14 protein-coding genes are annotated in these 14,874 nt (G+C 68.0%); 11 read left to right on the forward strand and 3 right to left on the reverse strand.

Translation table 11 applies throughout. The annotated features are described in order from the left end of the window. Positions 1–3: 3 nt before the first annotated feature. The 6 genes from rhlB to rpoH all read left to right on the forward strand — a co-directional run bounded on the left by rhlB (position 4) and on the right by rpoH (position 6,083). Positions 4–1,725 (forward strand): ATP-dependent RNA helicase RhlB, encoded by a 1,722-nt coding sequence (rhlB, locus tag XnspCFBP7698_RS19705; RefSeq protein ID WP_123137712.1) that lies wholly within the window; start codon positions 4–6, stop codon positions 1,723–1,725. Positions 1,726–1,801: 76 nt separating this feature from the next. After that, positions 1,802–2,488 (forward strand): cell division ATP-binding protein FtsE, encoded by a 687-nt coding sequence (ftsE, locus tag XnspCFBP7698_RS19710; RefSeq protein WP_003484499.1) that lies wholly within the window; start codon positions 1,802–1,804, stop codon positions 2,486–2,488. Further along, on the forward strand, positions 2,485–3,435 hold the full coding sequence (gene ftsX / locus XnspCFBP7698_RS19715; protein ID WP_047694624.1) for a permease-like cell division protein FtsX: 951 nt from the start codon (positions 2,485–2,487) through the stop codon (positions 3,433–3,435). Before ftsE ends, ftsX begins: the two co-directional genes overlap by 4 nt. An 8-nt stretch (positions 3,436–3,443) precedes the next feature. Beyond that, positions 3,444–4,286 (forward strand): response regulator, encoded by an 843-nt coding sequence (locus XnspCFBP7698_RS19720; RefSeq protein ID WP_039405267.1) that lies wholly within the window; start codon positions 3,444–3,446, stop codon positions 4,284–4,286. Continuing rightward, positions 4,283–5,008 carry a uracil-DNA glycosylase gene (gene ung / locus XnspCFBP7698_RS19725; RefSeq protein ID WP_104581292.1) on the forward strand — a complete coding sequence of 242 codons (726 nt, stop codon included), beginning with the start codon at positions 4,283–4,285 and terminating at the stop codon, positions 5,006–5,008. The genes XnspCFBP7698_RS19720 and ung overlap by 4 nt, the downstream gene beginning before the upstream one ends. 199 nt (positions 5,009–5,207) lie before the next feature. Continuing rightward, positions 5,208–6,083 (forward strand): RNA polymerase sigma factor RpoH, encoded by an 876-nt coding sequence (gene rpoH / locus XnspCFBP7698_RS19730; RefSeq protein ID WP_039564933.1) that lies wholly within the window; start codon positions 5,208–5,210, stop codon positions 6,081–6,083. Positions 6,084–6,208: 125 nt separating this feature from the next. Here the strand turns inward: rpoH and XnspCFBP7698_RS19735 are convergent, their stop codons facing one another. Continuing rightward, complete coding sequence (locus XnspCFBP7698_RS19735) at positions 6,209–6,823, reverse strand: trimeric intracellular cation channel family protein (RefSeq protein ID WP_104581293.1); 615 nt, start codon at positions 6,821–6,823, stop codon at positions 6,209–6,211. Positions 6,824–6,875: 52 nt separating this feature from the next. Then, positions 6,876–8,168: an NAD(P)/FAD-dependent oxidoreductase gene (locus XnspCFBP7698_RS19740; protein WP_047694630.1), complete on the reverse strand. Its 1,293-nt coding sequence runs from the start codon at positions 8,166–8,168 to the stop codon at positions 6,876–6,878. A gap of 118 nt (positions 8,169–8,286) precedes the next feature. Between XnspCFBP7698_RS19740 and XnspCFBP7698_RS19745 the strand changes: the two genes are divergently transcribed. From XnspCFBP7698_RS19745 to XnspCFBP7698_RS19755, 3 genes are read left to right on the forward strand one after another with little or no spacing between them, the layout of a single operon-like run. Further along, positions 8,287–8,841 carry a hypothetical protein gene (locus tag XnspCFBP7698_RS19745; RefSeq protein ID WP_104581332.1) on the forward strand — a complete coding sequence of 185 codons (555 nt, stop codon included), beginning with the start codon at positions 8,287–8,289 and terminating at the stop codon, positions 8,839–8,841. Beyond that, entirely contained in the window at positions 8,838–9,668 is an 831-nt protein-coding gene (locus tag XnspCFBP7698_RS19750; protein WP_146093262.1) for an NYN domain-containing protein, read from the forward strand. The genes XnspCFBP7698_RS19745 and XnspCFBP7698_RS19750 overlap by 4 nt, the downstream gene beginning before the upstream one ends. A 35-nt stretch (positions 9,669–9,703) precedes the next feature. Continuing rightward, a complete protein-coding gene (locus XnspCFBP7698_RS19755) occupies positions 9,704–10,327 on the forward strand; it encodes a glutathione S-transferase (protein WP_304480440.1) in 624 nt (207 codons plus the stop codon). A 232-nt stretch (positions 10,328–10,559) separates the two neighbouring features. Here XnspCFBP7698_RS19755 and XnspCFBP7698_RS19760 read toward each other — a convergent pair whose 3' ends face one another. Continuing rightward, a complete protein-coding gene (locus XnspCFBP7698_RS19760; RefSeq protein ID WP_104581295.1) occupies positions 10,560–12,782 on the reverse strand; it encodes a primosomal protein N' in 2,223 nt (740 codons plus the stop codon). Positions 12,783–13,241: 459 nt separating this feature from the next. Here XnspCFBP7698_RS19760 and XnspCFBP7698_RS19765 point away from each other — a divergent pair, with 459 nt between their 5' ends. Both XnspCFBP7698_RS19765 and XnspCFBP7698_RS19770 read left to right on the forward strand, forming a co-directional pair. Then, positions 13,242–14,270 (forward strand): hypothetical protein, encoded by a 1,029-nt coding sequence (locus tag XnspCFBP7698_RS19765; protein WP_104581296.1) that lies wholly within the window; start codon positions 13,242–13,244, stop codon positions 14,268–14,270. After that, on the forward strand, positions 14,257–14,829 hold the full coding sequence (locus tag XnspCFBP7698_RS19770; RefSeq protein ID WP_104581297.1) for a DUF3106 domain-containing protein: 573 nt from the start codon (positions 14,257–14,259) through the stop codon (positions 14,827–14,829). Before XnspCFBP7698_RS19765 ends, XnspCFBP7698_RS19770 begins: the two co-directional genes overlap by 14 nt. Positions 14,830–14,874 lie beyond the last annotated feature (45 nt).

Below are 14,874 nucleotides of genomic sequence, written 5' to 3' on the forward strand. Positions count from 1 at the left end.
ATAATGAGCGACAAACCGCTGACCGATTTGACCTTTTCCTCGTTCGACCTGCATCCGGCGCTGATCGCCGGGCTGGAGAGCGCCGGATTTACCCGCTGTACCCCGATCCAGGCGCTGACCCTGCCGGTCGCGCTGCCGGGCGGCGATGTCGCCGGCCAGGCCCAGACCGGCACCGGCAAGACTCTGGCGTTCCTGGTGGCGGTGATGAACCGCCTGCTGATCCGCCCGGCGCTGGCCGACCGCAAGCCGGAAGACCCGCGCGCGCTGATCCTGGCGCCCACCCGCGAGCTGGCGATCCAGATCCATAAAGACGCAGTCAAGTTCGGCGCCGACCTGGGGCTGCGCTTTGCGCTGGTCTACGGCGGAGTGGATTACGACAAGCAGCGCGAGCTGCTGCAGCAGGGCGTGGATGTGATCATCGCCACGCCGGGCCGGCTGATCGACTACGTCAAGCAGCACAAGGTGGTCTCGCTGCATGCCTGCGAGATCTGCGTGCTGGACGAAGCCGACCGCATGTTCGACCTGGGCTTCATCAAGGACATCCGCTTCCTGCTGCGGCGCATGCCCGAGCGCGGCACCCGTCAGACGCTGTTGTTCTCGGCCACACTCAGCCACCGTGTGCTGGAGCTGGCCTACGAGCACATGAACGAGCCGGAAAAGCTCGTCGTCGAGACCGAGACCATCACCGCTGCGCGGGTGCGCCAGCGCATCTACTTCCCGTCCGACGAAGAGAAGCAGACGCTGCTGTTGGGTCTGCTGTCGCGTAGCGAAGGCGCGCGCACCATGGTGTTCGTCAACACCAAGGCGTTCGTCGAGCGCGTGGCGCGCACCCTGGAGCGCCATGGCTACCGCGTTGGTGTGCTGTCGGGCGATGTGCCGCAGAAGAAGCGCGAGTCGCTGCTCAACCGCTTCCAGAAGGGCCAGCTCGAAATCCTGGTCGCCACCGACGTGGCCGCGCGCGGCCTGCATATCGACGGGGTCAAGTACGTCTACAACTACGACCTGCCGTTCGACGCCGAAGACTACGTGCACCGTATCGGCCGCACCGCGCGTCTGGGCGAAGAAGGCGATGCGATCAGCTTCGCCTGTGAGCGCTATGCGATGAGCCTGCCGGATATCGAGGCCTACATCGAGCAGAAGATCCCGGTCGAGCCGGTGACCACCGAGCTGTTGACCCCGCTGCCGCGTGCAGCACGCGTGCCGGTGGAAGGCGAAGAGGCCGACGACGACGCTGGCGACAGCGTGGGCACGATCTTCCGCGAAGCGCGCGAGCAGCGTGCCGCCGAAGAACAGCGTCGCGGTGGCGGGCGCAGTGGTCCCGGCGGCGGTTCGCGCAGCGGCAGTGGTGGCGGGCGCCGCGATGGCGCCAGCGCCGGTGCCGACGGCAAGCCGCGTCCGCGCCGCAAGCCGCGTGTGGAAGGGCAGGCGCCTGCCACGGCTGCACCGAGCGAAACACCGGTGGTTGCCGCTGCAGCGGTGGACGCGCCGTCCACCATCGCGGCCGATGCCGAGCGTGCACCGCGCAAGCGTCGTCGTCGTCGCAACGGCCGTCCGGTCGACGGTGCCGAGCCGGTCGCGTCCACGCCGGTGCCCGCACCTGCTGCCCCGCGCAAGCCCACCCAGGTGGTCGCCAAGCCAGTGCGCGCCGCAGCCAAGCCGGGCGGCAGCCCGTCGCTGCTGAGCCGCATCGGTCGCCGCCTGCGGTCGCTGGTCTCGGGCAACTGACGATCGCTTCGCTGCAGTCGCATCGCCGTTACGCGGCGATGCGACGCAGGCACGGGCGCTCCGGCATAATCGCCGGATGACCGTTCTGCGTTTCGACAACGTCAGCAAGCACTACGCCGGGGGCCACCAGGCGCTGACTGATGTCAGCTTCGAGGTGGCCGATGGCGAGATGCTGTTCGTGACCGGCCACTCCGGCGCCGGCAAAAGTACCTTGCTCAAATTGATCCACCTCAGCGAGCGGCCCAGCCAGGGCGCGGTGTTGCTGGGTGAGCGCAACCTGCTCAAGGTGCGCGGCCGGCAGATTCCGCTGCATCGGCGTCAGGTGGGTGCGGTCTACCAGGACCACCGTCTGCTCAACGACCGCAGCATTGCCGAGAACGTGGCGTTGCCGTTGATCCTGCGCGGCACCCGCCGCGCCGAGATCGGCAAGCGCGTGCGCTCGGCGCTGGAACGCATCGGCCTGGCCCATCGCGAAAAAGCCCTGCCATCGCAATTGTCGGCGGGCGAGCAGCAACGCGTGGGCATCGCCCGCGCCATCGTCGGCGAACCGCGCCTGCTGGTGGCCGACGAGCCCACCGGCAATCTCGACCCGGCGCTGGCGGCCGAAATCATGCAATTGTTTGCCGAGCTTCCTGCGCGCGGCACCAGCGTGCTGGTGGTCAGCCACGACCTGGCGCTGCTCAAGCAGATGCGCAAGCGCGTGCTGATCCTGGACCACGGCCGCCTGGTCGACGACATCTCGCCGCAGGACCTGGCCGAATGAGCAAGCTTGCCAATACCGAAGCGGTGGCACCGTCGCGCTTCGGCGTCTGGATCGACCACCATCTGCACAGCATCGCCTTCAGCCTGGGCCGCGCCATGCGCAAGCCGTGGGCCACGCTGCTGACCATCGTGGTGATGGCCTTGGCGCTGGCCTTGCCGCTGGGGCTGTCGATCGCGCTGGACAACGTCAAGCTGCTGGCCGGCAGCGTGCAGCAATCGCGCGAGATCAATCTGTTCCTGAAGGTCGATGTCGCGGCCGAGGCTGCGCAGGCGCTGGCCACCGAGCTGCGAGCCCGCCCGGATGTGGCGCAGGTCACGCTGCGCACCCCCGAACAGGGCCTGGCCGAGTTGCGTGAGAGCGCCAAGCTCGATGAAGCTGCCGAAGCGCTGGGCGAAAACCCGCTGCCCACGCTGCTGATCGTCACGCCTGCCGACACGGCCGACGACGCGCAACTGGCCGGCGCACTGCAGGCCCTGCCGCAAACCGACCAAGTGCAGCACGACGCGCTGTGGCGCAAGCGCCTGGATGGCTGGCTGCACTTCGGCGAGCGCCTGGTACAGGTGCTGTCGGCCCTGCTTGGCATCGGTGCGGTGCTGGTGGTCGGCAACACCGTGCGGCTGGACATCCAGTCGCGGCGCGAAGAGATCGGCGTGCTGCAGCTGCTCGGCGCCAGCGATGGCTTCATCCGTCGCCCGTTCCTGTACCTGGGCGCGTGGTACGGGCTGGGCGCTGGCGCCGTGGCGCTTGCGCTGATTGCCGCTTCGGGCCTGGCGTTGCGTGCGCCGCTGGCGACCCTGGCCGACAGCTATGGCAGTTCGTTTACGCTGCACGGGCTGGATCTGCTGCATTCTGTGATGGTGCTCATCGGCACCCTGGTGCTGGGCTGGCTGGGCGCCTGGCTGGTGACCGGCCATTTCCTTCGCCAGACCCGTCCCACCGAGACCTGAGGCCTGCCATGCATCCACCAGATCTCAAACACCTGATCAGCGACGCACCGCGCGTGATGGTCGTCGATGGTTCGAAACTGGTGCGCAAGCTCATTGCCGACGTGCTCACGCGCGAGCTGCAAAACGTGCAGGTGATTGGCTGCGCCAGCATCGCCGAAGCGCGCGATGCGCTGGAAGCCGGCGCAGTGGATCTGGTGACGACCTCGCTGTCGCTGCCCGATGGCGATGGCCTGGCCCTGGCGCGCAGCGTGCGCGAAGCGGCCGGGCAGGCGTATGTGCCGGTCATCGTGGTGTCCGGCGATGCGCAGCAGCACCTGGTCGAGCGCCGCTTCACCGAATACGTCACCGACTATTTCGACAAGGCGCTGGGCCATGAGGCCCTGGCTACCTTCATCCGTGGCTATGTGCAGCCCGAGCCGGTGGTCGGCGCGACCGTGCTCTATATCGAAGACAGCCGCGTGGTGGCCGAGGCGACCAAGCGCATGCTCGAGCGCCAGAGCCTGAAGGTGGTGCATGTATTGACCGCCGAAGATGCCTTTGCGCTGCTGACCGCCGAATCGCTGGGCCGGACCGAGCGTCGTATCGACGTGGTGCTGACCGACGTGACCCTGAAAGGCGAGCTCAACGGCCGCGATGTGGTCGAACGTATCCGCATCGATTTCGCCTACGGCAAGCGCCGCCTGCCGGTGCTGGTGATGACCGGCGACACCAATCCGCGCAACCAGTCCGAACTGCTGCGCGCCGGCGCCAATGACTTGGTGCAAAAGCCCATCGAGGAGCGCTTGCTGGTGACCAAGGTGTTGTTCCAGCTGCGCCTGGCGCGACTTGAGGATCAGGCCGTCACGCTATGAGTGAAGTGGAAGGGCGCATCCAGCTGGAACCGTCGTGGAAGGCAAAGGTGGGCGATTGGCTGCTGCGCCCGGAGATGCAGGAGCTGTCGGCCTTCCTGCGCCAGCGCAAGGCGGCCGGGGCGCGGGTGTTTCCGCCAGGGCCGCAGATCTTTGCCGCCTTCGACGCGACCCCGTTCGATCAGGTCAAGGTGGTGATCCTGGGGCAGGACCCGTACCACGGCGAAGGCCAGGCGCATGGGCTGTGCTTTTCGGTGTTGCCCGGCGTGCCGGTGCCGCCGTCGCTGCTCAACATCTATAAGGAGATCCAGGACGATCTGGGCATCCCGCGCCCGGACCATGGCTATCTGATGCCGTGGGCGCGCCGCGGTGTGCTGCTGCTCAACGCGGTGCTGACGGTGGAGCAGGGCCGGGCGGGTGCACACCAGAACAAGGGCTGGGAAGGCTTCACCGACCATGTGGTGGAGACCCTCAACCGCGAGCGCGAAGGCCTGGTGTTCCTGCTCTGGGGCAGCTACGCGCAGTCCAAGGGCAAGGTCATCGACCAGGCGCGGCATCGGGTGTTCAAGGCGCCGCACCCGTCGCCGTTGTCGGCGCATCGCGGTTTTCTGGGCTGCAAGCATTTCTCCAAGACCAACGAGCATCTGCAGCGCCGGGGTCTCCCTCCGATCGACTGGTCGTTGCCTCCGCGCGACGGGTTGGGCACAACGTCGGCCGGCGGCTGAACAGCCCGGGCCGGGCGCCGCGTCGTCGCGCGTTTTGTCACGGTCTGCGCAGGCATGGAGTGCTAGTTTGGCGTCAGAATTCGGGGAGCTGTACGGTAGAACGCCGGCAAGCATGGAAGCCCGAACGTCCTATAAATGGAACGCTGGGAACTCTTTCTATACCCGGCAGTCCAATAGTTCGACTGCTAAGATGGTGCCTATGAACCAGACTACTTCGACTGCCCTCGTGGCAAACAATCTCCCGATTCCCAGTGCGCTCGGTTCGCTGGACGCCTACATCGGTGCCGTGCACCAGATCCCGGTGCTGTCGGTCGATGAGGAGCAGAATCTGGCCCGCCGCTTCCGCGACGAGCTCGATCTGGACGCCGCGCGCGAACTGGTCCATTCCCACCTGCGCTTCGTGGTGCACGTGGCCCGCGGCTACAACGGCTACGGCCTGCCGCTGGGCGACCTGATCCAGGAAGGCAATATCGGCCTGATGAAGGCGGTCAAGCGCTTCGACCCGGACATGGGCGTGCGCCTGGTCAGCTTCGCAGTGCATTGGATCCGTGCCGAAATGCACGAGTTCATCTTGAAGAACTGGCGCATCGTCAAGGTCGCCACGACCAAGGCGCAGCGCAAGCTGTTCTTCAACCTGCGCAAGTCCAAGACCCGCCTGGGCTGGCTCAATGCCTCCGAGGTGACAGCGGTCGCCAAGGACCTGAACGTCTCCGAACGGGAAGTGATGGAGATGGAGTCGCGTCTGTCCGGTCGCGATATCGGTTTCGACGCGTCCTCCGACGAAGACGATGACCACGGTCCGCCGTCGCCGGTGAGCTACCTGGTGGCCAACGACGAAGATCCGTCGCAGGCCTACGAGCGGCACGACAGCGAAGACAACCAGCTGCAGTTGCTGCGCGAAGGCATGGCCGGTCTGGACACGCGCTCGCGCGACATCGTCAAGCGTCGCTGGCTGGATTCCGAATCCAAGGTGACGCTGCAGGAGCTGGCCGACGAGTACGGCGTGTCGGCCGAGCGGATTCGCCAGATCGAGGCGAACGCGCTGAAGAAGATGAAGGCGCTGTTCGTCGCCTGATCTTTTGCTTCCGCAGTTCATGTCGCACAAACGGCCCGGTTATCCGGGCCGTTTGCGTTGGGGTGTCTGCGGGTGCGAGCAGCCGTCTGACGCCGCTGCCAGGATCACGCCTGCGCGACAATGTGTCAGTCGGGCAGGCGTGCCACCGGCAGATGCCAGCCGTAGCGGATCGCCATGAAGCGCAGTCCGAAACACACGCCGGCGCCGATCGCCAGCGACCAGGCCTGCGGCACGCCGAGCACATGGCCGATGGCCACCAGACCGCCACCGGCGAGCGCGGCGACGGCGTACAACTCGGCCTGCAGCACCACTGGCGTGCGTGCGACCAACAGATCGCGCGCAATGCCGCCGCCGATGCCGCTGAGCATGCCCAGCAGCGTGGCACTGAGCGGGCTGAGCTGATAGTCCAGCGCCTTGCTGGTGCCGTAGACCGCAAACAACGCCAGCCCGGCCGCGTCGAAAATCTGCACCGGGTTGCGCAGCCGCTCCACCGCTGCGTGCCAGTAAAACCCGGCAACGCCGGCCAGACAGGCGACCAGCAAATACTGCGGCTGCACTAGCGCAGCCGGCGGGGTGGCGCCGATCAGCACGTCGCGCACGATGCCACCGGACACCGCCGCCGCGCAGGACAGCACCAGCACGCCGAACAGATCGAGGCGGTTGCGCACCGCCACGGTCGCACCGCTCAGGGCGAACACGAAGGTGCCAAGCAGATCCAGCAGGAACAGGACAGTTGCCACGGTCAGGTCGTCGCATCAGGCCGCACAGCATCGCGCACGGCCTGTGGCGCTGTCATCCGTCCTTGCTGCTGGGCGGCGGGTCGTCGGTGGCGCCGCCGAAGATGATGCGCGCGGCGCGCTGGTAGCTCCAGTACGCCATTGCCCAGTTCACCAGCACCACGAAACGGTTGCGGAAGCCGATCAGGAAGTAGACGTGCGCGGCCAGCCAGAACCACCACGCGACGATGCCGGACAGCTTGAGCTTGCCGACATGCACGATGGCGGCCATGCGGCCGATGGTGGCCAGGTTGCCGAAGTCCTGATAGCGGAAGGCGGCGGCGGCCTGGCCGCGCTGGCGTGCGCGGATGGCCTTGGCGATGTGCTTGCCCATCTGCTTGGCCGCCGGTGCCACACCCGGTACCGGGCGGCCACCCTGCTGCACCGACGCCAGGTCGCCGCCGACAAAGATCTCCGGATGGCCGGGCACGCTCAGGTCCGGCTCAACCAGCACGCGCCCGGCGCGATCCAGTGGCACGCCGAGCGTGCGCGCCAGCGGCGAGGCGGCGACGCCGGCCGCCCACACCACGGTGCGCGCCGGCACGAAGGTGTCGCCGAGCCGATAGCCCAGCGCATCGATATGGCTGACTGGCGTGCCGGTGTGCACCTCCACCCCCAGCCGCTCAAGCTGTTTGCGCGCCTTGTCGGTGAGATCCTCCGGAAACGAGGGCAGCACGCGCGGGCCGGCTTCGACCAGGCGCACCCGTGCCTGACGTGGATCGATATGGCGGAATTCGTTCTTGAGCGTGTGGCGGGCGATCTCGGCCAGGGTGCCGGCCAGCTCGACCCCGGTCGGGCCACCACCGACGACTGCGAAGCTCAGCCAGGCGGCGCGCGCCGCGGGGTCGGATTCGGCCTCGGCGCGCTCGAAGGCGAGCAGCAGCTTGCGGCGCAGGACCAGCGCGTCGTACAGGGTCTTCAGGCCGGGCGCGTGTTCGGCCCACTGGTCGTTGCCGAAATAGGCATGTGTGGCGCCGGTGGCCAGCAGCAACATGTCGTAGCCCAGCGACGTGCCATCGGCGAGCACCACTTCCCGGCGGGTCGGCGCAATCTCTGCGACGTCGCCGAGCAGCACCTCGACATTGCGCTGCTCGCGCAGGATGTGCCGCAGCGGCGCGGCGATGTCCGGTGCCGACAGGCCGGCGGTGGCCACCTGATACAACAGCGGCTGGAACAGATGGTGGTTCTGCCGATCGATCAGGGTGATGCGGATGCCGGGGTCGTCGAGCGCACGGGTCGCCCACAAGCCGGCGAAACCGCCGCCGACCACGACCAGATGCAGGGGAGCGGGAGAGGGGGAAGAGGTCATCGTCAGGTCCGATGGAGTGCGACGCGGGCGCGACAGCATGCCAAATCGCCAATGAACATGACGCGTGGGCGTCGCACGCCTGCGGCATCATGTCGCATCTGCCGCCGACGGTCATTGCATGTCTTCACTGCCACCGCCCTTGCCACCGCTGCCGCCTGCCCCGGCGCACAGCGCAGCAGCAAACATTGCTCCTGCGGCTGCGGTCAGACAGCCACGCAGTGGCGTGGCCATCGGCCTGATCGGCATCCTGGCCTGTGCGAGCGTGTTCGGGATGGTGGTGCTTGCTGCGGGGCTGTGGCTGGTCGGCACCGGCTGGTCGATGTTTGCCGACCAGGCGCGCACTGCGCTGCAGGAAGACGCCGTGGTGCAGGAACACATCGGGCAGATCCGCAGCATGCGCGTGGATCTGCTGCGCACCGGAATGGCAGCGGGTGGCGAAGAGTTCGTCTTCGACGTGGAAGGCGATCGCGGCGCTGGTCGCGTCGCGGCGACCTGGGTCAGTGCCGGTGCCGATCAGGAGATTCTCAGCGAGGGGCTGCTCACCTTGCGCGATGGCACCGAGTACACCTTGCCTGCGGCAGCGACTACGGACATTGAGACGCCGGATACCCCATCAGAAATGGACACCGATCCCGCATTCGACACCGCCCCTGAGACAACAGTGGAGCCATGAGCATGACCGACAATCCCGACAAGCGGATCGCCTTGCTGATCGATGCCGACAACGCGCCGGCGGGCAAGATCGATGTGGTGCTGGCAGAAGTGGCACGCTATGGCGTGGCCAACGTGCGCCGTGCCTACGGCAACTGGAAGAGCCCGCACCTGAAAGGCTGGGAAGCGGCATTGCACGATTACGCGATCCGGCCGATCCAGCAATTTGCCTACAGCTCCGGCAAGAACGCCTCGGACATGGCGATGGTGATCGATGCGATGGACCTGTTGTATGCACGCAATCTGGACGGCTTTGCGATCGTCTCCAGCGATGCCGATTTCACCCCATTGGTGATGCGCCTGCTGACCGACGGCATGAAGGTCTATGGCTTTGGCGAGCAGAAAACCCCGGCGCCGTTCGTCAATGCGTGTTCCAAGTTCACCTATGTCGAAGCGCTGGGCGAGCAGGCTGCGGCCGCCAGCGACAGCGCGGCCGGCCGCAAGGACGCCACTGCATTGCGCAGCGACACGCGGCTGGTGCAGATGCTGCGCAATGCGATCGTCAGCGCTTGCGAAGACGATGGCTGGGCGCTGCTGAGCGCGGTGGGCAAGCAGGTCGCCAACCAGGCCTCGTTCGATCCACGCAATTACGGCTACCGCAAACTCAGCGACCTGGTGCGCGCGATCGGCCTGTTCGAAATCAAGCAGGACGAGCAGGCACTGTGGGTGCGCGATACGCCCAAGGGTGGGCGCGGCAAACCGCCGCAGCCCTCCACTGCGACGGCGCAACCGGCGGCTGCTGCCAAGCGCCCGGCGCGCGCGCCAGCCAAACCTGCAGCAGGGGGCTGAGCATGACGCATGACGCAAATGCGCCCGCCGCCGCGATTCCCGCCATCACGATTTGGGGACGTCGGAATTCAAGCAATGTGCGCAAGGTGTTGTGGTGCGCGGAAGAAGCCGGCGTGGCCTATACCTCGATCGAGGTGGGCGGTGCATTCGGCGGTAACGACACGCCGGCGTATCGCGCATTGAACCCGAATGGCGTGGTGCCGACCTTGCAGGACGGCACGCTGGTGTTATGGGAATCCAATGCGATCGTGCGCTACCTGGCTGCGCAGTACGCACCGGCGTTGTACCCGCAATCACCAGCCGAGCGCGCGCTGGGCGACCGCTGGATGGACTGGACTACATCGACGTTTGCCAGTGTGTTTCGTGATTTGTTCTGGGGGGTATTGCGCACACCGGAGGCCGAGCGCGATGCCACACGTATCGCCGCGGCACTGGCGCAATCGGGCGAACTGCTGACACGTGCCGATGCGGCGTTGGCGCAGCAGCCGTATCTGTCTGGCGAGCGCTTCGCGATGGGCGACATTCCGTTGGGCAGTTTCATCTACGCCTGGTTCGAAATGCCGATCGAGCGACCCGCGCTGCCGTATCTGCAGGCGTGGTACCAGCGCTTGCGTGCGCGGCCGGCCTACCAGCGTGGCGTGATGACGGCGCTGACCTGAGTTCGGGTCCGCGCTCAGGCCAGCGTGGTGCATGGCAGGCAGCACACGCCGACCCACACGTCGCTCCAGTACGTGGGCCTTGTACATCGCGCGCCAGGTAGCTCGCGTTGTCTGTAGGAGCGCACTTGTGCGCGAGGGCCTTCTCCAGTAACGCCACATCGCGCCCAGGTGCGCTCCTACGAAACCTGGGGGACACCGCGCAACGTCGGTCTGGCTGATGCCGCGCGCTGCACTAATACAAATCGATCGGATCCACATCCAGCGACCAGCGCACGCGGCGCGCCTGCGGGAGTGCGTAGATCGCCGGCAACTGGGTGTCGAGCAACCGGTGCAGCGCCGAGCGTTGCTGTGCGGACAGCAGCAACTGGGTGCGCTGGAACCCGGCGCGGCGCGGCATCGGGGCAGGCATCGGGCCATAGCATTCCACGGCCGCAACCGCCGGCGACTGCGCCGAGCTCTCGTCGGCGGTCAGCCCGCGTACCGCCAGCAGGAACTGATTGGCGGCGGCGACATCCTTGGCTTCGGCGCGGAACAGCGCCAGATGCGCAAACGGTGGAAATCCGGCCGCTTCGCGCTGCTGCAGTTCGGCATCGGCAAAGGCGTGGTAGCCGCCGTTGACCAGGGTCTGCAGCAAGGGGTGTTCGGGGTGATGGGTCTGCAGCCAGACCTCGCCGGGGCGGTCGGCGCGTCCGGCACGCCCTGCCACCTGGATCAGCTGCTGGGACAACTTTTCGGCGGCACGGAAGTCGGCCGAGAACAGGCCTTCGTCGATGCCGACCACCACCACCATGGTCAACCGCGGCAGGTCGTGGCCCTTGGCCAGGATCTGGGTGCCGACCAGGATGCCGGCGTCGCTGCCGAGCCGGGCGAGCTGGGTCTCCAGTGCGTCGCGGCGCTGGGTCGTGCTGCGGTCGATGCGCACCACCGGCACATCCGGGAAGGCCTCTGTCAGGCGCTCTTCCAGCCGCTCGGTGCCGATGCCCTGCGGCTGCAGCGCCAGGCTGGCGCAGGCCGGACAGGCCAGCGGTGCGGGTTGGCGCGCGCCACAGTGGTGGCATTGCAGGCGGCGGCCGCCGGCATGCACGGTCATGGGCGTCTGGTGCAGCGGCGTGCTGCAGCGCTGGCAGGCGGCGGTCCAGCCGCAGTCGTGGCACAGCAGCACCGGTGCATAGCCGCGGCGGTTCTTGAACACCAGCACCTGCTCGCCACGCGCCAGGGTGGCGCCGATGCCAGCCAGCACCTCTGGCGACAATCCGTCCTTGAGCGGGCGCTTGCGCACGTCCAGCACCCGGACCCGCGGTGGGCGCGCCTCGCCGGCACGCCGCGACAGCCGCAGGTGCTGGTAGCGGCCGGAATAGGCGTTGTGCAGGCTTTCCAGCGAGGGGGTGGCGCTGCCCAGGATCACCGGCACGTCCAGCGCCTTGCCGCGCACCAGGGCGAAATCGCGGGCGTGGTAGCGGATGCCGTCCTGCTGCTTGTAGCTGCCGTCGTGTTCTTCGTCGATCACGATCAGGCCGGCATTGGGTAGCGGGGTGAACACCGCCGAGCGGGTACCCACGATCAGCTTGGCCTCGCCGCGCCAGGCCGCAGCCCAGACGCGGGCGCGTTCGCCATCGGAGAGCCCCGAGTGCAGCGCGTGCACCGGCACGCCCAGGCGCGCGCGGAAACGGCCCAGCGTCTGCGGGGTCAGGCCGATTTCCGGCACCAGCACCAGCGCCTGCTTGCCGGCGGCCAGGCAGTCGGCGATCGCCTGCAGGTAGACCTCGGTCTTGCCGCTGCCGGTCACGCCGTCGAGCAGGTAGGTGGCAAAGCCGCTGTGCGCGCGGATCGCGGCGGCGGCGGCCTGTTGTTCGTCGTTGAGCGCCGGCCCGCTGCCGGGGCGGGCCGGGATGGCATTGGCCGGCACTGCCACGCGTTCGGCAAGCTCACGTTTGGCCAGGCTGCGGGCGGCCTCGCGCCACTGCGGCAGCAACGGGTCCAGCTGCTCTTCGCCCACGGCGCCGGCTTGCAGCAGGCCGGCCAGCAATGCAGGCCGGCTTCCGGCGCGCAGGCTGGTGGCGGCGGTGTGCCCGGCCTCGGTCAGCTGCCAGGCCCAGGCGTGGGTGTCGGCCAGGGGCTCGCCGCGGCGCAGCGGGCCGGGCAGGGCGCTGGCCTGAGCCTCGCCGAGCGGGGCATGGGTATAGCGGGCCAGCCACTGCAGCGAGCGAGCCAGTTCATCCACCAGCAGTGGCGTGTCGTCGCACCAGGCCAGTGCCGGGCGCAGGCCCTCGGCCGACGGCTGCCGGCCGATTTCCACCACCACTCCGATCAGCTCGCGCGAGCCGAACGGCACGCGCAGCCGGCAACCGACCCGCGCCGGATCGGCGCCCGGCACGTCGGCCGGGGGCAGGTAATCGAACAGCTGGGGCAGCGGCACCGGCAGGGCGACGCGCAAGGTGGGCACAGTCGAAGGCATCCGCCAAGTCTACCGACTGTGTCCAGTGGACCTGTCCTGCGCAATTTGGGGCGTGAAGGCCGCGTGATCACTTGCAGCGTCTTTCTGTGACCCAAGTGATAAATACGACGTAAACCTATGTGAGGACTGAGGAAACGGGTTTATCCACACTGCCTGTGGATAAACCTGTGAATTAACCGCGTGCTCCACGCCGTGAAGGCGGATTCACTTGCCTTGGCAACTTCTTGGACATTTTTTCGCCATCCGGTGAAATTCAATATGGATCAATCACTTAGGCGTGAAACACGATTGCAACAAAGAAAAAACAACAGTTGACAGACGGGGGCGTATCGGTATGCCTGCCGCTGTGCACAACGTGCGTGACCAGCGGTCGCGACCAGAGCAACGGCGGCGCGATCTGTCAAGCGGTCGGCGTGGCGGACCTGCGTCGGTATCATGCCGGCCGATGCTGGAGTTCACATGACCGTAGTTCCCGACGCCCCCGTGACACCTGCCGCGCTGTCAGCCTTCCTGCGGGGCGTGGAACGCCGGGGTCTGGTGCTGGCGCAGTTGCAATGCGGCGACGTGGCCGCCGCCGAGCGGGCGCTGGCCGCCGCCTTGCGCGCCTTCAGCAGCCAGGCGGCGGGACGCCCGATGGCTGGCTGGCCGATGCGCTTCTGGAGCCTGCTGGCCACCGCGCCGCCGCTGCGCCGCGAACCCATGCCCGGTACCTGGCTGCCGCCGTTCACCGCGCTGGGCCGGATGCAGACGACCGACCGCCTGGCGCTGTTGCTGCGGATCGTGGCCGGGCTGGAAGAAGATGCCGCCAGCGAGGTGCAGGGCATCGCGGCGGCCGACTACCGGCAGTCGCTGGCACGGGCCTGCCCGCGCGATGCGGCCGGCAACCCGGACGCGCAGGCCTGGCGGGTATTGGCGGAAGCGGCCCAGCAGGAACTGCGCGAGCTCGGTCCAGCCCAGCTGACCCGGCTCAGCCAGTTGCGCGATGCGGCCCTGGCCGGGGTGCCGTTGCAGCCCCCGGCCACACCGGTACAAACCGCACCAGCAGTGGAGCGCCCGTCGCGTGTGCGCGCACAGCGGTCGTGGCGTTGGCCGCAGGTCACCCGCCGCCACGCCGGCATCGGCCTGGGCGTGCTGGCACTGGCCCTGCTGCTGGCGGTGGTGGGCTGGTGGTGGACGCATCGCCGGCCGGCGCTGCCGCCCGAGCCGGTCTCGCAGGCGCCCGCCGGCGTGCTCCACGTGACCGACGCCGCGCCAGTCTTGGTGGAGGAGCTTCCGGCCGCCGACCTGCCGGACTCCGCCGCGGCCGCCGGCCCGGACCCGCGCGATCAGGCCATGCTGGCCGACCCGGACCTGGAGCTGGCGCGCTCGGCGGACTTCTATGCCTGGTACGCCGCCGGCCACCCGGTTCCCAAGGACGAGTCCGGCGCGCATGCCACCGCTGCCGAGCTGCCTTCTGCACCACTGGAGACGGTCGATGACGATCAATAAGTGGTCCGGCCTGTTGATGCTGGCGATGACTGGCATTGCCTGTGCGCAGGCCTTGCCCGCAGCACTGGACGAAGGCAGTGCTGCGGCTGCCCCGGCCGCGCCCAGCGCTGCGCAGCAACGGGCCCGTTGGGCGGCGCTGACCCCGGCACAACAGGCCGACCTGCGCGCGCGCTACGCGGCCTGGAAGGATCTGACCGCCACCGACAAGGTGGTGCTGCGGCAGGCGCGCGAGCGCCTGCATGGGCTGCCCGACGACCAGCAGCGTGCGCTGCGGACCCAGTTCACTGCGATGGACCGCCTGCACCGCGACGGCTGGCGTCTGGGCTCGCAGCTGGGGGCGTTCTACCCGCAGCTGCAGCCGCTGATCGGCTATGTGCCGGTGGCGCAGCGCGAGCGTGTGCTGGCGGTCCTGCGCAACCTGGATGCCGGCCAGCTGGAGCAGCTGGCGGTGCTGGCACAACGCACGCCGCCGCAGGAGCGCGATGGCCTGCGCGAGGCCTTACTGGCCGAAACCCCGGCCACCCGCAGTGCCTGGCTGAAGCGGCAACTGGCGCGCTGATCGCCGCAGGGTGCCGGGAGGCGACGCGTGCCTCGTCCTGCGCCG

Origin of the sequence: Xanthomonas sp. CFBP 7698, assembly GCF_003600855.1 — a bacterium.
In the GTDB taxonomy this organism is placed as follows: domain Bacteria; phylum Pseudomonadota; class Gammaproteobacteria; order Xanthomonadales; family Xanthomonadaceae; genus Xanthomonas; species Xanthomonas cannabis.